We start from the raw sequence: 24293 nt of genomic DNA, 5'->3' as shown, positions 1-24293 counted from the left end.
ACCGGCTCGGGAGCCGCCATATGTTCGAGAAGTTCACCGATCGGGCGCGTCAGGCCGTCGTCCTGGCGCAAGAGGAGGCGCGCCTCCTTCAGCACAACTACATCGGCACCGAGCATCTGCTGCTCGGGCTGCTCGACCAGGGCGACGCCGAGGCCGCCGTCGGATTCTCCGCCGAGCAGGTCCGCGCGCAGATCGAGGAGACCGTGGGCCGCGGGCAGGAACCGGCGAGCGGGCATGTCCCGTTCACGCCCCTGGTCAAGAAGGCCCTCGAGCAGGCGATGCGCGAGGCGATGCAGATCGGCGACGGCACCATCGGCGCCGAGCATCTGCTGCTCGGGGTGCTGCGGCAGGCCGACAGCGTGGCCGTCCGGCTGATCACCGAGCTCGGCGGCGACCTCGAGGAGATCCGGCGGCGGGCGGCTTCCCCCGCCGTACGCGTCATGGCCGCGACGACCTCGATGCCGTCGCCCGGACCGCTGCATGCTTTCGCGCGCGCCGTGCCCGTGATGGAGAGGTACGCCCGCACCCTCGACCCGCAGCCGGTCACGGGCCGGGAGGCGGAGATCGCGCGGCTCGCTCAGGTGCTCAGCCGGCGCACCCGCAACAGCGCGGTCCTCGTCGGGGCGCCGGGCGCGGGACGGCGGGCGGTGGCGGAAGGATTCGCTGCCGCGTCCGGTCGTCAGCTGCGTGTCGTCGACTTCGCGCTGGTCGCCGTCGGTGCCGACTCGCGGGCCGAGGCGGAATGGCGGATCACGGCGCTGCTCACCGCCCTGCGCGACGCCGTGGTGCTGACCGAGGAGCTGGCGCCGTTCGAAGGAATGCCACGCGATCATGGCCCGCTGCTCGGCGCGTTCGTGCAGGCCGCGCTCGATCGGCAGGAGCTGCAGCTGATCACGACGGCCTCGCCGGCCGCCTACGAAAACCTGGACCCACGACTTTCGTATCTGCTTCAGAAAGTCGAGGTGAGCACGCCCAGCGCGCCCGCCGCGACCGAGATGCTCGCCGCGGCGCGCCCCCGTTTCGAGGCGCACCACGACGTGCGCATCGACGACGCCGCGCTCTCGCTCTGCGCCACGCTCGCGTCGGAGCACCTCGGGACGCTGCCGGCCTCCGCGACGCACCTGCTCGACGAGGCGTGCGCGGGGGCGGCCGGCACCGATCGGGTGGTCGCCGAGGCGGATGTGCGGGCGGCGCTCAAGAGGCTGCGCGCGGAATAGGCTGGCTTTCGTGGAGATCCGGCAAGTGGGCGCCTCGCTGCTGCCCGACCTCGGCACGCTCTTCGAGAGCAACTCGACGACGCGCGGCTGCTACTGCATGTGGTTCCTGCTCAGCTCCAAGGAAATGGACTCCGGCTGGGGCGGTCTCAACCGCACACGGTTCGAGGACCTGGTGTCCGCCTCGTCCGGTGAGCCGTTCGGCGTGCTCGCCGACGACGACGACGGCCGGCCGCTGGGCTGGTGCGCGATCGGCCCCCGGTCCCGCTACGCGCGGATCCTGCGGTCGCCGTTGATGAAATCGCGGGAGCCCGCCGAGGACGGCGACGTCTGGATGGTGCCATGCTTTTTCGTACGCGTCGGCGCACGCCGCGCCGGCACCACGAAACTCCTGCTGGAAGCAGCCGTCTCGGCGGCCGCTGACCACGGCGCGACCGCGGTCGAGGGTTTCCCGCTGGCCGGACCGGGGCCCCACAAGGACGACCGTTACCTGGGCACCGAGGGCCTGTTCGCGGCGTGCGGCTTCACCGCGATCGCCCGCCCGTCACCGCGCCGGGTCGTCATGCGGCGGCCGCTCTAGAGATCATTCGGTGTCAAGGTGGGGGATTCCGGTCGGGACGCCGGTCCTAACCCGCTCACGGCCGCTGATGGGTTCTGGAACTGAGCCGTTGGGCAGGGTTGGGCCAGCCGCTGAGACCCGATGCTGGTGATGCGGGAGCGGGCCGCCCGGGCGCGTCGGGGGTTGCCGGCGGCGGGGACATGAGCGATCCGGGGCTGCCAGGCCGGGGCGTGGATGGCCACGGCAGCCCGGCCATGGCCCAGAGTCACTGTGGGTGCGGCCCGTTGTGGCGGGTGGGGTCAAGTAGAGCGGGTGGGCATCAAGATTTTGCCGTTGTCCACAGGAGGCGGTCTGACGACCGCGACCTCGACCCCGAACGGTCTCTGGTTTGATGACGGCGCGCCGTTGCGGCAGTATGCACGGGTGCGTCGCAACCGAATCGCGATCTTCGCCGTGGCCGCGGCCGTGATCCTCGGCGGCGGAGGCCTGATCGCCCTGGGCCTCGGCGGGGAAGATGCCGCCCTTTCGCCCAGCTCCGTCATCCGCGGCGACAAGCCCTCGCCCAGCTCATCCCCGTCGCCCACCGGCCCGAGCGCGGAGGAACTGGCGAAGGCGAAACGGGCCAAGCAGGTCAAGGCCCTCGACGCGGCGCTCAAGAAGCTCGACACCACCTCGCCCGAGTTCTCCGTCGCGGTTCTCGACAAGAAAACCGGTGATGAGTACGCCTACCGTGGCACCGAGAAATACGACACCGCCAGCATCGTGAAGGCGCAGATTCTCGCCTGCATGCTGCTGAAGGACCAGGACGCTGGACGCCAGCCGACCTCGAGCGAGATGGCCCTGGCCAAGCCGATGATCCGGCTGAGCGACAACAACGCGGCGACGTCGCTGTTCCAGCGGGTGGGCGGCCGCACCGGGGTCACCAAGTGCAACAAGCGCCTGGGCCTGACCCAGACGGTCGTCAACGGCTCGTGGGGCCTGACCCGCACCACCGCCGACGACCAGATCAAGCTGCTCTCCGAGCTGGTCGACACCAAGGGCCCGCTCGACGCCGACTCCCGCAAGACCGCCTACACCCTGATGAGCACGGTGAGCTCGGCGCAGGACTGGGGCATCCCGTCGATCGCGAAGGCCGGCGAGACCGCGATCGTGAAGAACGGCTGGGACACCCGCTCGGCCGACGGCGGCCTCTGGGCGGTGAACACGATCGGCCGGGTGACCGCCGACGACGTCGACGTCTCGGTGGCCGTCCTCTCCCACGACAACACGTCGATGGAGGGCGGCATCACGCTGGTGCAGAAGGTCGCGAAACTCACCCGGCAGTATTTGCAGTACTGACCGTCCGCACCGCCGCCATCAGCAGCCGCCAGAAGGCGTCCACGTCCAGACTCACCGCGACGTCCGCGTTCGGCTCTCGCTTGGTGCGGCGATGCAGGTCGGCGACGGTCGCGCCGCGGGTGTACGCCCCGGCGAGCTCGACGGTGACGTTGACGGTCTCCCTGCGCACGATCTCCGGGTCGATCACGGCGGCGACCGCCACCGGGTCGTGAACGGGCGGGTGGCCGAACCCGAAATTCCGGCGGTAGGCGCCCGCGAAGAACGTCATCAGCTCCGCGCAGACGCTGCCCAGCCGGGTGCCCATGCCCTGGAACTCGGCGATGATCTCGGTGGTGGCCAGGGCCTGGTGCGTGACGTTCAGCCCGATCATCGTCAGCGGCAGTCCCGACCGCAGCACGATGTCGGCGGCCTCGGGGTCGGTGACGATGTTGAACTCGCCGTAGGGCGTGGTGTTGCCGCGCTCGGTCGAGCCGCCCATGAAGACGATGTGGCGTATCTGCCGGGTGAGCCGCGGATGAGTGCGCAGCAGCAGCGCGACGTTGGTCAGCGGGCCGGTGGCGATCAACGTGACCGGCTCGGCCGCATCGGTGATCAACCGCCGCATCAGCTCGATCGCATGCACGCCGGCGACGTCGGCCACGGGCAGGTCGAGCTCCGGTCCGTCGAGCCCCGACGCGCCGTGGATGTCCTCGGCCACGGTGAGGTCGCCGACCAGCGGGCGGTCGGCGCCGGCCGCGACGGGGATCTTCTCGGCCCCGGCGAGGGCGAGGATTCTCTGCGCGTTCCGCGTGGTCTTGTCGAGAGTCTGGTTCCCGGCGACGGTGGTGACGCCCAGCAGGTCGACGCGGGGATCGCCCACGGCGAGCAACAGGGCCAGCGCGTCGTCGTGCCCGGGGTCGCAGTCGATGATCACCGATGTCGTCATGCGTCCGACCGTATACGTGCGCACTCGACCGCTGTGGGTGAGCCGCCGTCGCAACGACCGCTCAGCCTCAGGCGGGGTCCTGGCCGGGGCGCCGGCGCCGGGCCGGCCGAGGCTCCGATCACCAGTCGGCCGGACTCCGCGGCGGCCCGCAACATCGTCAGCCTGGCCATGGTCGAGGCCGCGGTCCGCTCCGCGGCCGAGCACCGGACCGTCACGATCGCGGAGGCTCTCCGTCCTGAAAGATGATCACGCGGGGCCGCCGGGCGGGATCGGCTTCGAGGGTCTCGCCGGGACGAAGGCGGCCGGTGGCGAGCACGTCGCCGGTGCGGGGGTCGACGATCCGGTACGCGGACGGTGTCCCCCGCTCCTGCATCATCGGGAGCCAGCCGCCGCTCTCCTGGTAGATGATGTGCAGCTTGCCGGGGACGCTCAACGCCCGCGGCGCGATGAACGTCTCCCAGTCGGGCTGCATGTCGGTGGTGGGCAGACCGGCGAGGATGCGGCCGACCAGCCCCACGTAGGTCGAGCCCTCAGCGTGCAGGGCTTCGCGCCAGCCGCCGCCGGGGACCAGGAAATACGGCGCGTGGCCGGGCTCGCCGTCGCGGTGGACCCACTGCCAGATGTTGGCGGCGCCGTACACGACGCCCATGGCGCCGCCCGCGCACAGGTTGCTCCAGGCCTCGTGACCCTGCCACCAGCCGGTCGCCACGTCGGGTCCGCCGGTGCGCTCGTAGGTAGGCTCGCCGTTGGCCACCGCTTTGACCGGGGTATCACGCGCCATGTCAGCGACCCGCTCGGGAACGTGCTCGCCGCCGTGGCCGGTTTGGCACCACTGGAAATCGAGCCACGGCGCGGATTGGTGGGCGGTGGCGCGGGCGTGCGGGCGGTAGTGGATGCCGGTGGGCTGGCCGTAGCAGTCGGCCTCGTGGATCTCCCGGCCGCCGGCCTCGATCTGGGGTTCGGTGCCGGCGCCGTCGGCGCCCACCAGATACACCAGCGGGCGGGCGCCGTAGCGGGCCACGAGGTAGCGGCAATAGCGCGCGTATTCGGCCGGGGGCGCGACGGTGCCGGCGACGTCCAGGCCCTTCCAGCCGAACCCTTGGAAGACGGGCTGCAGAACGGGAACGATGCGGTGGTCGACCAGGATGGCCAGGAGGCGGTCGAGGTACTGGAAGTAGGCGTAGTTCGGCTGGGTCAGACGGCCCGACGGGAGGTCCTCGAAAGCCACGTCGAAGCCTTCGTCGGCACTCCGGTCGCGCGGGCCGGTGGCGCGCATGTCGGGCTGCATCGACATGAGCAGCACGGCGTTGAAGCCCTTTGCGGCGCGGTCGCGGGCGTATTCGAGGACCTCGTCCTCGGTGGCGCGCCACGGCAGGGCCCACGCCGTGTCGGCCACCAGCAGGGCGGGCGTGCCGTCGGCGTGGACGAGGCTGCGGCCGCCCGGCGACATGCGCCAGAAACCGTGCCGGCGGAACGGGTTGGCGCTCTCACCGGCCCCGCCCTCGAAAGCCCCGCCCTCGAAAGCCCCGCCCTCGAAAGCGCCGCCGGAATGCAGGCCGGGGTCGGGCACGTTCGCGCTGGTCTGCCAGTGCCAGGTGCCGTGAGCGACCGGCGAGGCGAACCGGACCCGCCACGTCCGGCCGCCGTCGTGGAAGGCAGGGCGACGCAGAACGGTGCCGTCGTCGTGTGAGAAGGTGGCCCAGACGTCGATCGCGGCGTAGGGAGAAGGGTGGTCGGCGGTGGCCGAAAGCGTGAGCGAAATTTCCTCCCACGCTCTCATCCTTTCGACGCTCCGGTGGTGAGGCCGCCGACGATCCAGCGCTGCAGGAACGTGTACGCGATGAGGATCGGCACCACGGCGATGAGAATCCCGGCGGCCAGGCCGGTGCTGTTGTTGGAGAACTGGCCCTGAAAGTTGAGCAGGCCGACCGGGATCGTCTTGTGCGCGTCCGAGTTGAGCAGGATCAGCGCGAAGAGGAACTCGTTCCAGGTCGCCACGGCGTCCAGGATAAGGACCGTGACCAGGGCGGGGGCGGAAAGCGGCAGGACGATGGTCAGGAAGATCCGCCAGGCGCCGGCGCCGTCGATGCGGGCGGCCTCGATGATCTCGTCGGGGATCTGGCGGATGAACGACTGCAGGACCAGGACCTCGAACGGGATGCCGAACGCCAGGTAGGGGCCGATGAGGCCGATCAGGCTGTCGGTGACGCCGGCGCTGCGGGCCATCACGAACACCGGCACGATGGTGATGTAGATCGGGATGGTCAGGCCCAGGAAAACCGCGTACATGATGGCCGCGCCGAACCGGATGCGAAGTTTCGCCAACGCGTACGCCAGCATGGCCGAAACGAAGACGCCGAGCGGAACCTTCAGGATCAGCACGATGGCGCTGTTGCGATAGGTGGTCGCGAAATTTCCGATGTCCCACGCCTGGGTGAAGTTGCGAAACGTGAGCTCGCCCGGCCACGACAGCGGGCCGTGCGAGACGAAATCGGCGAGCGGGCGCAGCGCGGTGATCACCAGCAGCACCAGCGGGGAGATCCACACCAGGGCGGCGAGGGTCATGACGACGGTCGTGCCGAGGCCGCCCTTCCGCTGGCGGTTCGCGGCCGGCGCCGCCGTCTCGGGAAGCGTCGTGGCGGGCACGGCGGGTGCGAAAGTCACGCTGGGTGCTCCTTCGTCTGGGAGCGCACGTACGGGATGCTGACCAGCACCGCCACCACCGTGATCACGACCGCGATCGCCGTGCCGTAGCCGGCCTGGTTGTACTGGAAGACGTTGAAGTACATCCACGTGCCCATGACCTGGGTGGCGGTGCCGGGACCGCCGTACGTCATCGCGTAGATCAGGTCGAACACCTTGAACGAGTCGATCACCGACAGGGCGATGACGACGTAGTGCGCGGGACGCAGGCCGGGCATCGTGATGTGCCAGAACTGCTGCCACTTTCCGGCGCCGTCGACGGTCGCCGCCTCGTACAGGTCGGGATTGATGCCTTGCAGGGCGGCCAGATAGAGAAGCATGGGAAAGCCGACGCGCAGCCAGATCGCCGCCACCATGGTCGCGCCGAGCGCCGTCGAGTCCTGCCCCAGCCACGGCTGGGCGAAACTTTCCAGGCCGATCGCACGCAGGAACGCGTTGATCGCGCCGTACTGCGGGTTGTAGAGCCAGCCCCAGATCGACGCCACCGACACCAGCGGCAGCACCGCCGGCGTGTAGAAGATGAGGCGCAGGAAAGGCTTGCCGCGAACCTTTCCGTTGAGGACAACCGCAAGGGCAAGACCCAGCACCACGGGTACGGCTACCGTGACGACCGCCCAGATCAGGTTGTTGATCGCGGCCTGGACGACCACCGGGTCGCTCGGCATCGCCTTGTAGTTGTCCAGCCCGACGACGTTGTACGTGGCGCTGAGGCCGTCCCAGTCGGTGAAGCTGAACCAGAGCGACGACAGCGCCGGATACACCAGGAACGCGAAGTAGACCAGGAGGGCCGGCGCGGCGAACCCCCAGGCGACCAGCCCTCCGCGCCTCATTTCTTCCAGGCCTTGATGACGTCCTGCATCTTCTTGGCGGCGTCGGCGGGGCTGGTCTTGCCCTGGAGCACGTCGCTCTGGATCGCGAAGTACTGATCGGCCTCCTTCTTGGGGAAGGCCTGGTCCTGGATGGTGTAGAAGGGCTTCTTGGCGGGGCCTTGCGACCACTCGTACGAAAGTGGCAGCGCCGCCTTGTCGGGCTCGGCGCCGGCCACCACCGAGGCGGTGATCTTGAGGGCCTGGTGGGTCGCGGGCTGGTTGAGGAAGTCGAGCAGGGCGGCCGCCATGTCCGGGTTTCCGGCCTTCGCGTTGATCATGTAGCCCTCGACGAAGCCGGAGTGCCGCACCGGGTCGTGGCCGGTCGGGAACTCGAAGACGCCGAAGTCCTCGGACTTCTTGCCGCCGGCCTGGATGCCCTGCGCTTCCGTCCACGGTCCGGTGATCGTGTAGGCGGCCTTGCCCTGCACGTACCAGAGCTCGACCTCGGCCGGGTCGAGGCCGACCGCGCCCTCGGGGATCCACTTCTGGTCCTGCCACTTCTTGAAGTTCGTGAAGGCCGTGACCACCTCGGGCCGGTCCCAACTCTCGTCGCCGGTGAGCAGCTTGTCGTGCAGGTCGGCGCCGGCGCTCGTCTCCAGCAGGTACTCGAAAAGGCGCATGACGTGCCAGCCGTACTTGCCGGCGGTGGCGAGCGGGGTGATGCCGGACTTCAGCAGCTTGGCGTTGGCCTCCTCGAGCTCGGCGTAGGACTGGGGCGGCGCGGTGACGCCGGCCTTGGCGAACGCGGCCTTGCTGTACCAGCCGCCGATCCCGAGGGCGATGAACGGCATGCCGCCCTTCACGCCGTCGAAGGTCATGCCCTCGATCGCGGCCGGGTTCAGCTTCGAGTCCCAGCCGTACTTCTGGTAGTACTTGCTGAGGTCCATGGCCTGCTTCGCGTTGACGAAGGGCGCGCCGATCTGGCCACCCCAGATCCGCCAGACGTCGGGGCCCTTGCCGCCGAGCAGCTCGGTACGCAGCTTGTCGGGGTAGACGGCGGCGCCGGAGCCCGGCAGCGAGTCGACCGTCGTGGTGGTGCCGTTCTGCTCGTCGAACTTCTTGATCTGCGCCTTGAGCAGGTCGATCGTCGAGTTGTCCTCGTAGGTGAACAGGCGCAGCTCCTTGGAGCCAGTGTTCGTCGCGCCGGTGTTGTCGCTGCTCGTGCCGGTGCAGGCGGCAAGGCCGGCGGCGAGCGCGGTGCCGCCGCCGATGCCGAGGAATTTCCGTCTGGTGATCACCTAAAGCTCCTTCTGCCGCCCGAAGCGGCGGATCTTGGCAAACATGTCCTCCAGCAGGAACCGGACGTCGACGGTCTCGACGGCCCGGATCGGGTTTCCGGTACCGGGCAGGTAGTGGCCCTCCCGGCCGAAGCGCGGCGCGGGCACGGTGCGGAACTGGCCGCCGCGCGGGTAGAGCATCAGGGAGATCGCCGGGGAGTCGCCCAGCGACCGGGATTCGATCGGCTCCGGGTGGTGGGCCGCGTTCCACTCGACCAGCTGCCTGATCAGGTAGTCGGCGAGCCCGGAGGTGCCGCCGATCCTCTCCTCCAGCTCGGCGTAGCCGACCGAGACCTGGGAGTAGACGTTGGACGGCACCTGCCAGACCGTGATCCCGGAGCCGAAGACCACGTTGGCGGCGGCGATGTCGTTGCCGAGGTTGAACTCCAGGCCGGGATACGCCGCGTCGATGCCGCCGTAGGCGACCCCGCCGATCCAGATCACCACGACGTCCCGGTCGACGATCGCCGGGTCGAGCAGGATCGCCGAGGCCATGTCGGTCAGCGGCCCGAGGAACGCGACGTAGAGCGTGCCGTCCTGCCGGCTCTCCTCGATGATCAGCCGCGCGCCCGGGCTTTCCCGCGGCGACGACTCGTCGGCTATCGCGGTGGCCGCCCCGTTCGCCACCACGACCTTGCCGTCGAGGTCCATGAGGCGCAGCAGCAGGTCGATCTCCTCGCGGGACTCCTCCATGCTGCGGTCGCTGCGGCGCCATCCGAAGTGGGCCGGGATCAGCCCGCGAACGTCGAGGGTGGGCGAGAGCAGGGCGTGCACGATCGCGAACTGGTCGTCGGCCTCGTTCTTGGCATCGGTGTCGACAATGACGCGGCGACGGGTTGCGGGCGACATGGGCGTTCCTCCGCACGGCATGAATATCTATTCAGGACCGACTTGCCATGCGAATACTGTGAACGGTCCATGTCCAACCTGTCAACGGCTGATCTCGGCGGTGCGGGTCAGATGTCCTGGATGCTGCTCACGTAGTCGGTCATGTAGACCCGGACCTTCTTGCGGATTTCGGGCCCGAGGTCGTCGAGCGCGCCCCGGTTGATCGAGGTTCGCCACGAGTTGGGCGAGACGCGATCGGGGACGTGGAGAGCATCCGTCGGATGGCGTGGGCCTACGTCGCCTGTATGCAGCCGATCCCGTACGACATCGCCTTGCTCGCCGACCTGGAAACGGTCCGCGGCCACCGCGGTCTCCTGCGCGCGACAGTCCCCGAGGTACCGGCCCGGCAGCCCCGCACGGAACGGGAGAGCAGATTCTCCTGGACCCACACGGCAACCCCGAAGGCCCTGGGTATCGTCGGCGGCTTCTGGCCGGTGCTGCGCCAGGGATGGGCGTTCCTCGACGACGATCCCGGCGAGTCGCTGGTCACACCCGGTCTGGCCGAGCTGGCGACGGAGCTGACCCCGGCCCGATTCACCACGTTCCCGCGCGCCGCCGGGGAGCGCCTTGCCGAGATCTTCCAGCTGACGAACCGACACCGGTGACGCAGGTTCGTCCTGATTGGAGGCCCGATCGCGCAGGCGTGAATCCCTGTCGGCGGAGCCGGGGGTACTACCGGTGGCCGCACCGCCGATCAGGAAGGGGAGGTAGCGAGGCATGTCGACAGTGAGCATGGCGTCGCCACGGGGGTTCTCCGTCGCGGCGATCAATCAGCGATATCACCGGGTCGCGCTCAACGTTTTCATGGCGATCGTGGTGGCCCACTGGGCCGAGCATCTGGTGCAGGCGTACCAGATCTGGGTGCTTGGCCGCCCACGCCCCGCCGCGCGGGGCGTGCTCGGCCAGTTCTTTCCGTGGCTGGTCACGTCGGAGTGGCTGCATTACGGGTACGCCGTCGTGATGCTGGCCGGGTTGTTCCTGCTGCGGCCGGGCTTCGCGGGCCGCGCACGGACCTGGTGGACCATCGCGCTGGTCATCCAGTTCTGGCACCACATCGAGCACCTGCTGCTGCTCGTCCAGGCGCAGACGCACACCTTCTTCTTCGGCGGCGCGGCGCCGACGAGCGTGGCCCAGGTCTTCTTCCCGCGCGTGGAGCTGCATCTGTTCTACAACTCGGTCGTCTTCATCCCGATGGTGATCGCGGTCTACCTGCACCTGCGGCCCAACGACCGGGAAAGGCGGGCCATGTCGTGCAGCTGCGCCCGCCCGGCTCGGGCGCCGGCCCGCTGATGTCCCGGCCGGCGCGGCTCATCGCCGCCGGCGCGGTGGCGCTCGCGGCCGGCCTGGTCCTGGCGCAGGTGGGACGGTCGACAGACCCGAGCCGGGCCGCCGTCACGTCGACCAGCCCGGCCGACGGGGCGACCCTCGCCCGGGCACCGGCCGAGGTCGAGCTGTCCTTCACCGGACCGGTCGACCCGGCGGGTTCGCACGTGTCCGCGCTCGGGCCGGCTCGTAACGCCGGGGGCCTGCGCAGCACCACGCCGGAGCGGCTCAGCCAGCCGATCGTCGTGCCGGCCGCCGGTGAGGTGACGGTCGCCTATCACGTGATCCTCGCCGACGGCGCGGAGCTGGCCGGCTCCTTGCGCTTCACCGTCCGGTCCGCCGGCACGGCCGAAGCCATCGGGTCCGGAGCCATCGGGTCGGCGGGCACGGCCGGTGACGCGCCGGCGCCCGCGGACGTGCACGCGCACGGCATCGATCCGGTCAGCGCCGGGCTGCTGGTAGCCGACGGGATCGCGGTTCTGGTCGTCGGCGCTCTTCTGCTGCGCCGGCCACGCGCACCCGGCGGGCGGTGACCGTGGCCGGGATGTTTCCCGCGACGGTGCTCGCGTCGCTGCGGGCCGCCCCTGACCGGCCGGCCCTGCACATGCGGGCCCGCACGGTGACCCGCGGTGAGCTCCTGTCCATGGTGCGCCGGATGACCGCCGCCCTCGGCGAGGCCGGGCTGGGCCCGGGCCGCGCCGTGGGCATGGTCCTGTCGCTGTCCCCGGAGGCGTACGCGGCGCACCTCGCGGCGCACGCCCTGGGCTGCCGGGTCGCCGCCGCCCGCCCGGGGTGGAGCCCGGGGCAGCTCACGCAGGCGCTGGACCGCGCCCGCCTCGACGCGGTGGTGGCCGACGTGCCGGTCGACCGGCCGGCACTCCACCCGGACGCGCTGCTGGCCCGGCCGGATCCCGGCGGCACGTTGCCCGTGCTGGGACGCGCCGGCGACATCGCCCGGCTGACCTACACCAGCGGCAGCACCGGACAGCCCAAGGCGTGCGCGCACGAGTACCGCGCGATCAGCCTGGCCTATCGGCCGGACCGATGGGCGCCCGTCCTCACCAGGCTGCTGGCCGCCTTCTCCCGGTGCCTGATCAGCGAGAGCCTGGCCAGCCCGGTCATGTTCACCTATCTCGGGCGGTGCCTGGTGGTCGGGGGGACGGCCGTGCTGCTTCCGGAATCGACCAGCCTGCCGGAAGCGATCGAGCGGCACCGGATCACCGCGGCGCTCATGCCGCCGGCGCGGCTGCACGACCTCTTGCGTTCGCGGGCCGGCCTGAGCAGCCTGCGCGCGGTGATGCTGGGCGGTTCGCCCGCCGGCCCGCAACTGCTGCGGGCCGCGGCCGGACGGCTCGGGCCGATCGTCTGGCAGGGGTACGGGCAGGGTGAGGCCGGGGTGATCGCGATCCTCACGCCGGAGGACATCGCGGCCGGCCACCTCGCCTCGGTGGGCCGGCCGCTGCCCGGGGTCGACGTGGCCATCGTGGACGGCGAGATCCGGGTGCGGAGCCCGCATCGGATGGCCGGCTACTGGGACGACCCGGAAGAGACCGGTGAGGTGATCGTGGACGGCTGGGTGCGTACGCGTGATCTCGGGCATCTTGATGCCGGCGGCATGCTGCACCTGACCGGCCGGGCGCGCGACGTCATCCTGGTCAACGCCGAGGTCTGTTACGCCGGCGCCATCGAACGGGTGCTGACCGAGGATCCGCAGGTGGCCCAGGCCTACGTGGTAGGCGCCCCCGACCCGCTGACCGGCGAGGCGATCCACGCCTTCGTCGTGCCGGCCGGCGACCGGACCCCCGATACGGCTCGTCTCGTCGCGCTGGTGCGGTCGCGGTTGAGCGCCAACAGCGTGCCCAAGACCGTCACGGCTGTCCGAGATGTGCCGATGAACCCAAGTGGCAAGCCCGACAAGACGGCGCTGCTCCATCGAACCGGGATGGCTCCGCGTGGGTGAAGTCTATTGTGGTGCACTCCGACGAGACACTCCTCGCGGGCATGGCCTCCGGCGACCCGATGGCCATGGCGGTCTTCGTTCGCCGCTATCAGTCCCGGGTGTACGGGCTGGCGCTGCGGGTGACCCAGGACGCCGGGCTGGCCGAGGAGGTGGCCCAGGACGCCTTCATGCGGGCATGGCGGTACGCGACCAGCTACGACGCGCGCCGCGGGCGGGCCGGCACCTGGTTGCTGACCATCGCCCGCAACGTCTCCGTCGACGCGGCCCGGCTGCGCCGTGACTGTCCGGTCGCACCCGAGCGGCTGGCCGGTGAGCTGGCCGTCGACACCGACGAGCCCGACCATGAACGGATCGAGCTCCTGCGGGACGGGCTGCGCTCGTTGCCGGCCGGGCAGGCGCGGGCGATCGTGCTGGCCACGGCGTACGGCCTGACCGCCCGGGAGATAGCGGAACGGGAGGACATCCCGCTGGGCACGGCCAAGACCCGGATCCGGCGCGGGCTGGCCCGGCTGCGGCTGGTGCTCGGCGCCGACACCGACGCCGGCTGATCGCGGGTCACCGCCGTGCCTCGCCGATCCTCGCCGCGACCCTGGCCCAGAACTTCTCCGGGTCGTTCAGGTGGGGATACGGCTCGTCCGGCGCCGGGACGCCGAGGAACGAGCACAACGGCGCCCAGCCGGTGCCCGGGGTGATGGTCAGCAAACGGTCGGCCGCCACGGCTTCGCGTACGGCGTTGTTGTGCTCTTCGAAGACCCGGATCGCATGCCGGCGATCCGCGAAGCGGCCACCGAAGAAGCCGTCCCAGATCGTGCGGCGATGAAACTCGGTGAACGTGCCGAGACCAGGCACCACCGTCCGCGCCGTCGACACCCGCGCGTCCGGCGTCCCGTATCCGAACATGCGGTAGATGGTGGCGGCGACGCTGTCGTACCAGCCCTCGGGCTCGCGGACGGTGAGGATGACCTTCGCTTCCGGGAACGCGGCGATCAGCTGCCGCCAGTACGCCGCACCCGGCCAGTCCACCGTGGCGGCATACCCCGCGAACACGGCGGCCCAGTCCACCGGCTCGCCGGCCGCGGCGGCCTGCCACAACGGCAGCCGGTCCGGGTGGTCGAGCACGTGCCGGCCGTGGAAGCAGGGTCCGAGACCCAGCCGCTCCAGCGCGGCCTTGAGCGAGAGCGTCCCGGTACGCCCGACACCCACGCCGATGACCTTCACGGCTCCACCTGATCCCGGGTCAGCTCGGCCGGCGCCGCGACCCCGAGCAGGGTCACGGCATTCACCAACTCCGCGCGCAGCATCTCCAGCACCCGCGCGACGCCCGGCTCCCCCGCGACCGCCAGCCCCCACAGCACCGGGCGCCCGACCGCGACCGCCCGGGCGCCCAGCGCCAGCGCCTTGGCGACGTCGGTGCCCCGGCGCACGCCGCCGTCGAGCAGCAACGGCACGGCGCCGGCCACCGCGTCCGCGATCACCGGCAGCCGGTCGAGGGTCGCCGGGGTGGTGTCGAGCTGGCGGCCGCCGTGGTTGGACACGATCAGCCCGTCCACCCCGCGCTCGACCGCGAGCCGGGCATCGTCCGCGTGCAGGACGCCCTTGAGCAGGATCGGCAGCGTGGTGACCCCGCGCAGCCAGTCCAGGTGCTGCCAGGAGATCTCGGGCGACAGCACGACCTGACGCACGTTGCCGTCGCCGCGCATGTTCGCGCACGAGATGCCCGGGGGCAGATCGTGGAAGTCGTTACGGTCTCCCCGCTCGTTGCGCCCCAGGGCGGGCGAGTCGACGGTGACGACCAGCGCCCGGCAACCGGCCGCCTCGGCCCGCCGCACCAACGACTCGGTGAATCCGAGGTCGGGCTGGAGGTAGAGCTGGAACCACAGGGCCGCGCCGGTGGCCGCGATCTCCTCGACGGTGACGGTGGACAGCATGGCCGCGATCATCGGAACGCCGGCGGCGGCCGCCGCGCGGCCCGTCGCGACCTCGCCCTCCGGGCAGGCCAGCCGGTGGAACGCGGTCGGTGCGATCCACACCGGCATCGAGGCGGCCGTGCCCAGCACGCTGGTCTCCAGCCGTGGCGCGGCCGAGCCGCGCAGAACCCGAGGAATGAGCGAGCGGCGGCGGAACGCGGACTCGTTCGCGGCCACTGTGATCTCGTCCTGCGCGCCGCTCGCGAAGTAGTCGAAGTGGACCGGGTCGAGGCAGGCACGGGCGGCCGCCTCGTACTCGCGCAGGTTGACCGGGCCGGCGCCGGCCTGCACGGTCATTGCGGCGCCTCCTCGAGGAACGCCGATAGCGGCGCGCGGTAGAGCTTCTCGTCGGTCCAGTCGTTGCAGATCTCCTCGGGCAGCCGCAGGGTCGCGACCACCTCGTGGTCGCGGAACCGGCGCACCACCGGGTGCAGATAGCGCTCCTCGTGGCCCGGGTCGTCCTCCCAGCGCCGGCCGGCCGGCACGTCGAAGGGGTCGATCGCGTCGTGGCCCGCGCCGTACTCGAGGTCGATCGTGCAGCAGTCCGCGAAGGGGACGTAGTCCCGGGGCATCTCCTCGTAGTAGCGCCCGTCCGGCGTGACGACGTCGCAGAGAAACCCGAATTGCTGGAACAGCGCGGACGTACGGTTGATTCGCGCGAGCACCGCGTCGGCGAGTGCGTCCCGGGGCAGGGTCCGGTGCGGCCACTCGACGCCGTGGTGCTTCTGCTCCAACATGTGCACGAGGGCGCGGACGCCGTAGCGGAAGCCGTGGATGAAGGCGCTGGTGTGCTTCTTGAAGTCGCGCGACTGGGTCAGCGTGCCGGCGAAGTAGAGGCCGGGCACGTTCACCGACTCCCACTCCGGGGTCAGCGCCGGGAACCGGTCGCTGATGACCAGCTCGGGCCGGCAACCGTCGGCGAAGATCGAGGCGTCCATCCGGAAGCCGGTACAGGCGATGACCCGGTCGTACGCGAGCCGCGCCACCTTGTCGCGCCGGGCGTACGCGAAGGTGACCAGATAGTCGTCCGCGCGTCGCTCGATCCGCAGGATGTCGCCGTCGAGCACCATGTTCTGGGTCTTCAGCTGGTAGGTGTCCAGGAAGTTGTTGTTGACCGCGCGCAGGTGTCCGATGAAGTGCGTCCGCCAGGCGAAGTTGATCGACCGGGGCCCGGCGACGTGGATCACCGCGGCGTGCTCGACCAGGTTGTCCGCGGTCTCGAAGGCGGAGTTGCCCTTACCGATGATCAGCACGCGCTGATCGGTGAACCCGGCCGGCTCGACCGGCACGTCCCAGTAGCGTTCCGCGGTCTCGATGCCCGCGATGGCCGGCACGTTCATCCCGCCGAAGCCGGTCGCCACGACGACCCGCCGGGCGGTCAGCTCCTCGCCGTTCTCGCACCGCACCCGGAACCCCACGCCGGCCCGGTCGACCCGGGCGACGCGGTGGCCGTACCGGATGGCGAGCCCGCGGCCGAAGTCGGTGAGGTAGCGGATGTAGTCGTCGGCGTCCGGGAAGTAGCGGCCGGTGTACCGGGTGAACCGGAGCTCCGGGTCCTCGGACAGCAGCGAGTTCCAATCGACCCGCAGATCCTTCTCGGGGTCGTGCCACCCGGTGTGCGGTTTGTTGATCGAGATCATGCGACGGTGCCGGGGGAACGTGCGATAGAACGTGCCCGGGGTCGGCCCGGCCTCCAACACCACGTAGTCATGACCGGCCCGGTCGAGGAGGTACGCGAGTTGAAGGCCGGCCGGTCCGGCCCCGATCACGACATAGTCCATGCCAGATATACCCCGTCATGACCGCGAATGGATTCCGGCGAATCCTTGGCCGCGTCCCGGGCGGTACACCGGGTGTGGAGATATCGCTTGGCCTGGGCGCGGCGGTGCTGGTGGCGGCGAGCCTGCCGTACTGGCTGCCCCGCGTGGTCGTCGCGCTCCGGATGTGGTTGTTCGCCCGGATCAACGGCTCGGCCGGGATCACCGTGCCGGGCGAGCTGGTCGATGCCTCCCAGTTCCTGCGGGTCTACTCGGATCCGGCGGCGAGCGGACGCAGCCGGGGGGCCGCGCTGTCCGACCTGTTCTGGTACTGGCTGTCACCGGGCGCCGAGGTCCATCAGGAACACCTGGAGCGCGGGCCGCGCTACGACGAGGTCGCCCGGTGCACCCGCCGCATCCTGTCGATGCCGAGCGACCAGGCCGAGCGCCTGGCCGCCGACTGCGTACGGGACGCGCTGCCGGACCGGACCGGACTCGTGCGGCTGCGCGACCTCGTGATGCCGGTCTGGGCCGAGCTGTACCACCGGGTGGTCTTCGATCAGCCCGCCGGCGCCGAGGCCCGCCGGCTGATCGTCGACAACGCCGACGACGTGGTCACCGCGCTGAAGTGCTGCGGCCTGCGGCACCTGGACCGGCGGCTGCGGCTCACCGCCCATCTCGACCGGGTGCTCGACCGCGTGCCGCACGACCTGCCGGCGCTGCTGGACCGGCGCGAGCAGGTGTTCTACCTGCAGGGCACGTTCTTCAACACCGCGGTCGTGCAGAGCTCCGAGGCGACCGCGCACCTGATGATGGTGCTGGCCGCGCGGGCCGGCGGCGACCTCGACGAGGCCTTCGAGGAGACGTCGCGCCGCTTCCCGCTGTTCGGCATCGCGCACCGGATCACCACCGATGCCATCACGCTGCCCACCGGCCCGGTCATTCCGTCCGGGTCGGTGCTGTGCTTCGACTATCCCGAGTTCCACCGGTCGGGCGGGCACATCCCGTTCGGCGTCGCCGCCAACCGCCCGTGCCCGGCCTGGCACCTGGCGCCGATCACCGTCAAGGCGGTGGCCGCCGAGCTGCTCGACCGGTTCACCTTCGCCACCAGCGCCTCGCACACCCGCCCGCTGGCGAACCGGGGACCTTGCCTGATGACACCGCGCGGCGCCCGCGTGCCGCTGCGTGGCTCCCGGCTGGCCTGGCTCCGGCTCCGCGACCGCTGGGAGGATGTCGGCCGCAGCGTCACCCAGCTGGTGCTCGGGACCTACATGGTGCGCGACGCCCGCCGGCAACGGTTGTGCGAGCGGTACTTCGAGCGGACCGGCCCCGCCGCCGGCGGATGACCGTGCTATCCGAGGTAGACCCAGATCAGGGTCACGGCCAGGGCCAGGATGGCGAGGACGGCCAGCACGATCAGGACGATGATCAGCCAGCTCCAGTTCCAGCCCCGCCGGGCGGGCGCCTGCGGCTGGTAGGCCGGCCCCAGCTGCCGCGCCTGCGGCCGGGCCGGCTTCAGCTCGAACCCGCACCGCTCGCAGCGGACGCGGACCTGCTCGTTGGGGTAGCCGCAGTTGCGGCACTGCAGCTGGCCCCGCTGGGCGCCATAACTGCCGGGCTGGAACTGGCGGGTGTCGGTGCGGGGCTGCGGGACCGGCTGGGGCATCACCCGCAGGCCGGTGGCGTCGTCGCCGCCACGAGGGCTGCGCGGGACCGCCTGGGCGTCGTCGGTGCCGCCGCCCTTGCGCAGGAACATCAGCGGGTACCCGCAGTTCGGGCAGAGCTGGTCGCGGTCGGGGTGGACCGGGTTGCCGCAGTCGGGGCAGGGAAGCTGGCGGACCGAGCCGTACATCTCAGGCATTGTCGTCTCCCTCCGAGACGGCCGGCGGGCGGGCGCGGCCGCGGGCCGGCTGCGGCTGGAAGCGGACGTCGAGCTGGACCTTGGCGCCGAGCGGGAGCTCGCTCTGCAGGAACGCCAGAACCTGCTTCTCGGTGAGGTGGCCGGTGTGGTCCATCTGGACGGTCACCACCGGGTCGGGCGGCGGGATCTTGTCGTCTCCGCCGTACACGCCGCCGGCGTCGATCACGGTGACCCGCGCGCCGGTGGCGGCCTGCAGCAGTGCCTCCACGCCGAAGCGGGTGCCGCGCCAGCCGAGGAGCTTGCCGACCTCGCGGACCAGGGACCGGCGGTAGTCGGCCGGGTCGGTCGGCTCCAGCATCACACCGAGCCAGGAGCCGAGGAAGGCGAGCATCTCGGGGCTCGCGAGGCCGGTGTCGACCTGGTATTCGATGGCGTCGATCCGCTCGCGTACGCTGTCGTGCACCTGCTCGAAAGCCGCGACGAAGTCGCGCAGCACCGGGTCGTTGCCCATCACCCGGGGCAGCTGCTCGGCCAGCCAGCCGGAGCGCGCGGTCATTGCTGGACCACCACCCGGTGCTCGTACGACATGAACAGCGATTCCGGCAGCAGGCGCAACCGTTGCTCCACCTGATCGAGCGTGCGCTTGCGCCGCAGATCGGCGGAGAAGAAGTGCACCGCTTCGACGCCCTGCACCCCGAACGAGCCGTGCAGCACGCCGTAGACATCGCCGAGCCGCAGATCGGTGTCGAACGGCCAGCCCTGGCCGCTGGGCCCGCCGGTGAGCGGATTGAGGTATTCGTAGAGGGCGCGCTCGGCTCGCTCGCGTACGGTCTCCGTCCGTACCCCCGGCGCGGCCCGGACCTCGGCGACCACCTTGACCCCCTGATACCTCGGGGTGTCGATGCGCAGCCGCATCGTCAGCAGGCGGCGGGGCTCGAGGTAGGCCTTGATCTGCTCCTCCAGCTCGTCGGAAAGAGCAAGATCATCGAGTATGAGGTTCTCCGGCGCGACGTCGATGCGGGGCACGACCAGCAGCCGGGCGGGCTCGGACGGGTTGGTCGGCGGCAGGCAGCGGGCGCGCGCGACGCTCGGCGCGGCGTCGAGGGTGAGGCGCTCGACGTCCTCGGCCGTCACCGCGCGCCGGCCGCCGCGCAGCAGCATCGGGCCGCGCACCTTGGCGTTCTCCACCGTCTCGGCGTCGACGCCGCCGGTCGACGGGTCGAGGTTGGTCACCCCGGCCACGAACGGGATCGACGTGTGCAGGATCGTCAGCCGGTCGGCGGGGACGTTGCCGCGCCGCCCGCCGCCGAAGCGGTAGCCGGTCACGTAGATCTGCGAGTCGATCGGCGGGATCGCGCCGTGCTGCCAGACCCGGCCCTCGCGGTCGAGCACCCGCGGCCCGAAGCGGACCTCGCCGGTGGCGCCCGACCACGTGAAGACGCGGTCGTCCTCGTCGGCGTCGGCCAGGTCGGCGACCTCGGTCCACTCCTGCTCCTCGGGCTCGCCGATGCGCTCGTGGCGGGGCAGCACGACCCGGACGGTCTCGTCGTACCGGCGCGGCAGCACCGGGATGCGGCGCACCTGGAACACCTGGCCGGGGCGGCCGTTGCTCCCGCCGAGCAGCTCGGCGGGGGCGGGCTCGGCGTGGTGCGCGGAGACGGCGCCGCCGAGCGCGACCGCGGAGAGCTGCTCGAGGATCGGCGGGTTGGTGTACTCGGGCTGCCCCTCGGCCGCCTGGATGAGCCGGCAGCGCAGCCAGAACGCCCGGCGGGAGCCGATCGCGAGCGCCTCGTGCCGCATCGGGAGCAGCAGCGTCACCTCGCCGGTGCTGTTGAAGCCGGCGCTGGTGTCGTCGAGGATCCGCACGTCCTTCCAGGCCTGTCCGTCCCAGGCCTCCCAGACGCGCGGCGGCCGTCGAGGGTCGACGCCGGCGCCCTCGGGGCCGGTCGTCACGTCGAGGCGCAGCAGGTTGCCGGCGGCCGAGTCCTGCAGTCCGAAGTAGACGGCCTCGTCGGGCTGCAACGTCGGGAACAGCTGCACGGTAGCGGCCTCGCGGCGCAGTTCCTCGTAGTGGTCGGCGTAGCGCTCGCCGGTGTGGGTGAGGCAGGCGACCAGCTTGGGCGGGGTCACCTGCATCTCGGCGTCGGTCAGGAAGACGATCGGGGCCTCGTCGTCGCGGCGCTCGGTGCTGACCTGGGTGCCGGCCGGGACGCGGACCGCCTCGTCGCGCGGGGCGGTCAGCCGGAACAGCAGGTCGGCGCGGGCCGGCACGGCCGAGAACAGCTCGACGCCGACCAGCTCGAGGAACTTGATGTAGAGCCGGTCGGGCACCTGGTTGAGCCGGTACAGCGTCATCTCGGTCATCCAGGCGAACAACTCGATCAGCGCGACGCCGGGGTCGGAGACGTTGTGGTCGGTCCAGTCCGGGCAGAGCCGGTTGATCCGCCGTTTCGCCTCGTCGACGATGTCCTGGAACCGCCGATCGTCGAGATCGGGTGCAGGGAGGCTCATGGCGCCGGCTCCTCGGTCGGAATCGTGTAGAACGGAAAAACCAGATTGCGTACGTCGTTGGTGGACTTCACGCGGTAGGCGACGGTGATGTGCACCGTGCCCGTCTCCTGCTCGCCGATGGCCTGCACGCCCTCGATCTCGACCCTCGGCTCCCAGCGCTCGATCGACTCGCGGACGTACTGCTCGATCAGGCCGAGGGTGCCGGAGGTCAGCGGCGCGAACAGCAACTGCCACATGGCGCAGCCGAAGTCGGGGCGCATCACCCGCTCGCCCGGCACGGTCGAGAGGATCATGCGGATGGCCGCGTCCACCTCCTCGGTGCCGGTCACGAGACGTACGCTGCCGTTGCGGTTGATCGCGGCGGGGAAGGCCCAGCCGTTGCCGATGAAGTCGTCGCTCGCCATCGTTCAGGCCACCAGGACGTCGGGCGAGCCGGCGCTGATCACGCTGACCGGGGCGTCGACCGGGTCGTTGCAGGTCGCGACCTGGTCGCCCATCCGGGCCAGGGGCTTGCCGTTGACCAGGACCGTGGGCGAGCCGATGACCACCGTGCCCTGGTTGGTGGGCGGGCGCTGGAACGGGAACGGCGGGATGTGCGGGGTCTGCGTGGACTTGCTGCCCTGGGTGGCGGCCGGGCGGCCGTTGATCATCACGTCGGTGGAGAGCTGGAGCATGAGCTGGCCGACGTAGGGCAGCGGGGTGGGCGTGGGCACCGGGCCGCCGGGCGACGGGACCATGAGGATGTGGATGTCGGTCCCGGTGACCGGGTCGTTCTGGCGGGCCGCCGGTTGCGGCATGGTGGTCCCTCCCCCCTAGTTGAGCTTGATCGGCTTGCCGGACGTGGTGAGCGGGCCGGACGCGGTGATCTCGATCTGGGCGCCGGACAGCGTGAGCTTCGAGGTCGCCTTGATCTCGATGTTGGTGGCGGTCAGGACGAGTTTCTGATCGCCGGCGAGCCGGGACTCCGGCTTCTCGAGGTGCAGCAGGCACGGCGTGCCGCCCACCGTGACCTCGACGAAAGGCTTCTCGTCGTCGAACACCATGCGGGAGTCCTTGCGGGACACCAGCATCCGCTGCTTGACCACTCCCCCGCCGACCGCGCCGGGGTCGGGCGGCGTGTCCTTGCGGTTCCACAGGCCGCCGAGGACCACCGGGCGGGTCGTGTCGTCGAGCTCGAAACCCACGAGGACCTCGTCGTCGACCTCGGGGATCCACTGCAGGCCACGCTGCTTGCCGCCGCCCGGGGTGGCGACCCGCGACCAGGCGCTCTCGTCGTCCTGCGACAGGGTCGGGAACTTCACGCGTACGCGGCCCAGCTTCTCGGGGTCGTCGTTGTTGGTGACGATCCCGACGACCAGGCCGGACCAGCCGCGCTTCTCGGTCATGGCGCCGCCTCCGCCGCCGGTCAGGTCGGCCAGGCCGGCCGGCTCCTTGCCGCCGCAGACGAAGCGGGTCAGGTACGGCCGGGTCGCGCCGTACGAGTGCTCGACGCCGGTGACCCGGTACTTGCCGGTCATCCGCGAGCCGACGCCCTCGACGCTCACCTTGGCGCCGGCCCCGATCAGCGGATCGCCGGCCGCCTCGCCGCGCAGCACCACCTCCTCGCCGGAGGCGCGCAGCAGCAGCGACCCGGCGAGCGCGTCGGCCTCGGCCTGGTCGGTGACCGGGAACTGGCCGGCGTTGCGCTTGACCCGGCCGAACGCGCGCTTCGCCGCGTCGGTGAACTCCTGGGCGGCCGGCGCGTCGGTGCCCGGGTCGAGCGTCTCCGAGCGGCCGGTGATCGCCTCCTTGCCGAGGTTGTCCCAGCCGCGGATCTCCACCTCGTCGCTGCGCTCGGCCGCCGAGAAGCGGGTGCTGAACCGCGAGAGGTTCTTGCCGTACACGAGCTTCGGCGGCGTGGCGGTCGAGCGGGGCGCCTTCTTGAAGTAGAACTTCTTCTCGCTCACCCACACGTCGAAGCCGATCCGGGCGGCCCGCCGGCGCAGGAACGCGTAGTCGGTCTCGCCGGCCTGCAGCACGTAGTCGTGGGTGGCGCCGGTCGCGTCGACCTCGGCGTCCAGGCCGTACTCGCCGGCGATGCGGGTGGCGATGTCGGCGTCGGTGACCCGCTGGAAGCTGCGCGACTTCGCGACCCGGGCCAGCCGGTGGGTGAGGTCGAAGCCGGTGAGGATCAGCTCGTGCCGCCCCGACGCGCCCGGCTCGATGCTGATCGCGGTCACCTCGCCCGTGGTCACCACCACCGGGTCGCCCTCGGCCCGGAACGCGATCTCCACCCGGGTGCCGATCGTGAACTGCCCCTTGTCGAACAGCTCGAAATGCGCGTCGTCGAAGTGGATCGCGAAGTAGTCCGGCAGCAGCACGGACTCCTCCACCCGCACGAGCGCGACCTGCGGGTACGTCTCGGGTTGGAGCGGCTTGCCGTCGAAGGTGAGCACGACCCCGTCGAGGCGGCGCTTCTCCTCAGCCACGGCGCCGCACCGGAAGCTCGGGAATGATCAGCAGCGTGCCCGGCTCCAGCGCGAGCGGGTCGACCACGTTGTTGGCCTCGGCGATCAGCCGCCACCGCGTCGAATCGGCGTAGTGCCGCGCGGCGAGCCGGTCGAGCGTCTCGCCGTGGTTGACCCGGTGCACGGTCTGCAGCGAGGGCGTGTGCGACGTCGGGTTCTGCAGCGGCTTGACCGCCTCGTCCTCGTACTGCTTGAGCGACAGGTCGGCCTTGGCCCGCAGCGGCATCCCATTCGCCGCGAAGTAGGTGAACTTCAGCGTGAGCCGCTCGACCACCGCCTTGAACGAGTGCAACGGCCCCCAATGGAACGTCACCCACGGCGGCCGTGCCTTGTTGCGGCTCTTGTCCGACCCCGGCAGCTTCGGGTCGACGGTCACCAGCTTGAGCAGCTTGTCGGTGTGCTCGGTGACGCTGGTCCCCTTGTCGGTGGTGTCCAGCGTGATGCTGAGCGCGAGCGTGCCCGGCTGACCCGCCGAGAACTTCAGCAGCGGCGCGTTGTTGCCTTTGCTCTCGGCCGAGTTCCACGAGGCGGACTTGGTGATGGTCAGCTCGGCCGGATTGAACAACAGCGGAATCACTTCGTTGTTCTCGGTCCGCAGCTCCGCCTTGGCCGGCGCCGTCGGCTGTGCCATCAG

Annotated in this window: 25 protein-coding genes; 9 read left to right on the top strand and 16 right to left on the bottom strand. The window is 70.9% G+C overall.

Annotated features, from left to right (window positions below; translation table 11 throughout):
- The first annotated feature begins 20 nt into the window (after nucleotides 1-20).
- The 3 genes from ACIA5D_RS15950 (at nucleotide 21) to ACIA5D_RS15940 (ending at nucleotide 3111) form a co-directional block, all read left to right on the top strand.
- Complete coding sequence (locus ACIA5D_RS15950; protein ID WP_396030652.1) at nucleotides 21-1217, top strand: Clp protease N-terminal domain-containing protein; 1197 nt, start codon at nucleotides 21-23, stop codon at nucleotides 1215-1217.
- A gap of 10 nt (nucleotides 1218-1227) precedes the next feature.
- Complete coding sequence (locus ACIA5D_RS15945) at nucleotides 1228-1794, top strand: hypothetical protein (protein WP_396030651.1); 567 nt, start codon at nucleotides 1228-1230, stop codon at nucleotides 1792-1794.
- A 402-nt stretch (nucleotides 1795-2196) separates the two neighbouring features.
- A complete protein-coding gene (locus tag ACIA5D_RS15940; RefSeq protein ID WP_396030650.1) occupies nucleotides 2197-3111 on the top strand; it encodes a serine hydrolase in 915 nt (304 codons plus the stop codon).
- Here the strand turns inward: ACIA5D_RS15940 and ACIA5D_RS15935 are convergent.
- From ACIA5D_RS15935 to ACIA5D_RS15910, 6 genes are all read right to left on the bottom strand, one after another.
- Nucleotides 3086-4036 carry a nucleoside hydrolase gene (locus tag ACIA5D_RS15935; protein WP_396030649.1) on the bottom strand — a complete coding sequence of 317 codons (951 nt, stop codon included), beginning with the start codon at nucleotides 4034-4036 and terminating at the stop codon, nucleotides 3086-3088. The two genes, ACIA5D_RS15940 and ACIA5D_RS15935, sit on opposite strands and share 26 nt — an antisense overlap.
- Before the next feature lie 211 nt (nucleotides 4037-4247).
- On the bottom strand, nucleotides 4248-5816 hold the full coding sequence (locus ACIA5D_RS15930; RefSeq protein WP_396030648.1) for a DUF4038 domain-containing protein: 1569 nt from the start codon (nucleotides 5814-5816) through the stop codon (nucleotides 4248-4250).
- Nucleotides 5813-6700 (bottom strand): carbohydrate ABC transporter permease, encoded by an 888-nt coding sequence (locus tag ACIA5D_RS15925; protein ID WP_396030647.1) that lies wholly within the window; start codon nucleotides 6698-6700, stop codon nucleotides 5813-5815. Before ACIA5D_RS15925 ends, ACIA5D_RS15930 begins: the two co-directional genes overlap by 4 nt.
- Nucleotides 6697-7569 (bottom strand): carbohydrate ABC transporter permease, encoded by an 873-nt coding sequence (locus ACIA5D_RS15920; RefSeq protein ID WP_396030646.1) that lies wholly within the window; start codon nucleotides 7567-7569, stop codon nucleotides 6697-6699. The genes ACIA5D_RS15925 and ACIA5D_RS15920 overlap by 4 nt, the downstream gene beginning before the upstream one ends.
- Nucleotides 7566-8846 carry an ABC transporter substrate-binding protein gene (locus ACIA5D_RS15915; protein ID WP_396030645.1) on the bottom strand — a complete coding sequence of 427 codons (1281 nt, stop codon included), beginning with the start codon at nucleotides 8844-8846 and terminating at the stop codon, nucleotides 7566-7568. The genes ACIA5D_RS15920 and ACIA5D_RS15915 overlap by 4 nt, the downstream gene beginning before the upstream one ends.
- Nucleotides 8847-9734, bottom strand: a complete 888-nt coding sequence (locus ACIA5D_RS15910) for a nucleoside hydrolase (RefSeq protein WP_396030644.1) — start codon at nucleotides 9732-9734, stop codon at nucleotides 8847-8849. It abuts the gene before it with no gap.
- A gap of 260 nt (nucleotides 9735-9994) precedes the next feature.
- Between ACIA5D_RS15910 and ACIA5D_RS15905 the strand changes: the two genes are divergently transcribed.
- The 5 genes from ACIA5D_RS15905 (at nucleotide 9995) to ACIA5D_RS15885 (ending at nucleotide 13604) form a co-directional block, all read left to right on the top strand.
- Nucleotides 9995-10378, top strand: a complete 384-nt coding sequence (locus ACIA5D_RS15905) for a hypothetical protein (protein ID WP_396030643.1) — start codon at nucleotides 9995-9997, stop codon at nucleotides 10376-10378.
- A 112-nt stretch (nucleotides 10379-10490) separates the two neighbouring features.
- The gene (locus ACIA5D_RS15900) at nucleotides 10491-11063 is read left to right on the top strand and encodes a hypothetical protein (RefSeq protein WP_396030642.1); all 573 of its coding nucleotides are present in this window, start codon (nucleotides 10491-10493) and stop codon (nucleotides 11061-11063) included.
- Nucleotides 11024-11629: a copper resistance CopC family protein gene (locus tag ACIA5D_RS15895; protein WP_396030641.1), complete on the top strand. Its 606-nt coding sequence runs from the start codon at nucleotides 11024-11026 to the stop codon at nucleotides 11627-11629. Before ACIA5D_RS15900 ends, ACIA5D_RS15895 begins: the two co-directional genes overlap by 40 nt.
- 11 nt (nucleotides 11630-11640) lie before the next feature.
- Nucleotides 11641-13056 carry a class I adenylate-forming enzyme family protein gene (locus ACIA5D_RS15890; protein WP_396030640.1) on the top strand — a complete coding sequence of 472 codons (1416 nt, stop codon included), beginning with the start codon at nucleotides 11641-11643 and terminating at the stop codon, nucleotides 13054-13056.
- The gene (locus tag ACIA5D_RS15885) at nucleotides 13053-13604 is read left to right on the top strand and encodes an RNA polymerase sigma factor (RefSeq protein ID WP_396030639.1); all 552 of its coding nucleotides are present in this window, start codon (nucleotides 13053-13055) and stop codon (nucleotides 13602-13604) included. The genes ACIA5D_RS15890 and ACIA5D_RS15885 overlap by 4 nt, the downstream gene beginning before the upstream one ends.
- A gap of 7 nt (nucleotides 13605-13611) precedes the next feature.
- Here the strand turns inward: ACIA5D_RS15885 and ACIA5D_RS15880 are convergent, their stop codons facing one another.
- The 3 genes from ACIA5D_RS15880 to ACIA5D_RS15870 are packed head-to-tail and all read right to left on the bottom strand — an operon-like array spanning nucleotide 13612 to nucleotide 16804.
- Nucleotides 13612-14274: a sulfotransferase family protein gene (locus tag ACIA5D_RS15880; protein WP_396030638.1), complete on the bottom strand. Its 663-nt coding sequence runs from the start codon at nucleotides 14272-14274 to the stop codon at nucleotides 13612-13614.
- Nucleotides 14271-15320 carry an alpha-hydroxy acid oxidase gene (locus ACIA5D_RS15875; protein WP_396030637.1) on the bottom strand — a complete coding sequence of 350 codons (1050 nt, stop codon included), beginning with the start codon at nucleotides 15318-15320 and terminating at the stop codon, nucleotides 14271-14273. The genes ACIA5D_RS15880 and ACIA5D_RS15875 overlap by 4 nt, the downstream gene beginning before the upstream one ends.
- Nucleotides 15317-16804 (bottom strand): NAD(P)-binding domain-containing protein, encoded by a 1488-nt coding sequence (locus ACIA5D_RS15870; protein WP_396030636.1) that lies wholly within the window; start codon nucleotides 16802-16804, stop codon nucleotides 15317-15319. Before ACIA5D_RS15870 ends, ACIA5D_RS15875 begins: the two co-directional genes overlap by 4 nt.
- Nucleotides 16805-16878: 74 nt before the next feature.
- Between ACIA5D_RS15870 and ACIA5D_RS15865 the strand changes: the two genes are divergently transcribed.
- Nucleotides 16879-18126 (top strand): cytochrome P450, encoded by a 1248-nt coding sequence (locus ACIA5D_RS15865; protein WP_396030635.1) that lies wholly within the window; start codon nucleotides 16879-16881, stop codon nucleotides 18124-18126.
- Between the two features lie 5 nt (nucleotides 18127-18131).
- Here the strand turns inward: ACIA5D_RS15865 and ACIA5D_RS15860 are convergent, their stop codons facing one another.
- Genes ACIA5D_RS15860 through ACIA5D_RS15830 form a run of 7 tightly spaced genes read right to left on the bottom strand, consistent with a single transcriptional unit; the run spans nucleotide 18132 to nucleotide 24290 of the window.
- Complete coding sequence (locus ACIA5D_RS15860) at nucleotides 18132-18641, bottom strand: hypothetical protein (protein ID WP_396030634.1); 510 nt, start codon at nucleotides 18639-18641, stop codon at nucleotides 18132-18134.
- Complete coding sequence (locus tag ACIA5D_RS15855) at nucleotides 18634-19197, bottom strand: phage tail protein (RefSeq protein ID WP_396030633.1); 564 nt, start codon at nucleotides 19195-19197, stop codon at nucleotides 18634-18636. The genes ACIA5D_RS15860 and ACIA5D_RS15855 overlap by 8 nt, the downstream gene beginning before the upstream one ends.
- Nucleotides 19194-21152 (bottom strand): putative baseplate assembly protein, encoded by a 1959-nt coding sequence (locus ACIA5D_RS15850; protein ID WP_396030632.1) that lies wholly within the window; start codon nucleotides 21150-21152, stop codon nucleotides 19194-19196. The genes ACIA5D_RS15855 and ACIA5D_RS15850 overlap by 4 nt, the downstream gene beginning before the upstream one ends.
- Nucleotides 21149-21556, bottom strand: coding sequence for a GPW/gp25 family protein (locus ACIA5D_RS15845; protein ID WP_396030631.1), 408 nt, complete (start codon nucleotides 21554-21556; stop codon nucleotides 21149-21151). Before ACIA5D_RS15845 ends, ACIA5D_RS15850 begins: the two co-directional genes overlap by 4 nt.
- Nucleotides 21557-21559: 3 nt before the next feature.
- A complete protein-coding gene (locus ACIA5D_RS15840; RefSeq protein ID WP_396030630.1) occupies nucleotides 21560-21949 on the bottom strand; it encodes a PAAR domain-containing protein in 390 nt (129 codons plus the stop codon).
- Nucleotides 21950-21964: 15 nt separating this feature from the next.
- Nucleotides 21965-23620, bottom strand: a complete 1656-nt coding sequence (locus tag ACIA5D_RS15835) for a VgrG-related protein (RefSeq protein ID WP_396030629.1) — start codon at nucleotides 23618-23620, stop codon at nucleotides 21965-21967.
- Nucleotides 23613-24290, bottom strand: a complete 678-nt coding sequence (locus tag ACIA5D_RS15830; RefSeq protein WP_396030628.1) for a LysM peptidoglycan-binding domain-containing protein — start codon at nucleotides 24288-24290, stop codon at nucleotides 23613-23615. Before ACIA5D_RS15830 ends, ACIA5D_RS15835 begins: the two co-directional genes overlap by 8 nt.
- Between the last annotated feature and the right edge of the window lie 3 nt (nucleotides 24291-24293).

The organism is Actinoplanes sp. NPDC051513 (assembly GCF_044454685.1).
Lineage (GTDB): Bacteria > Actinomycetota > Actinomycetes > Mycobacteriales > Micromonosporaceae > Actinoplanes.
The sequence above is the reverse complement of the archived record's forward strand: the minus strand, read 5'-3'. Positions and strand labels throughout refer to the sequence as shown.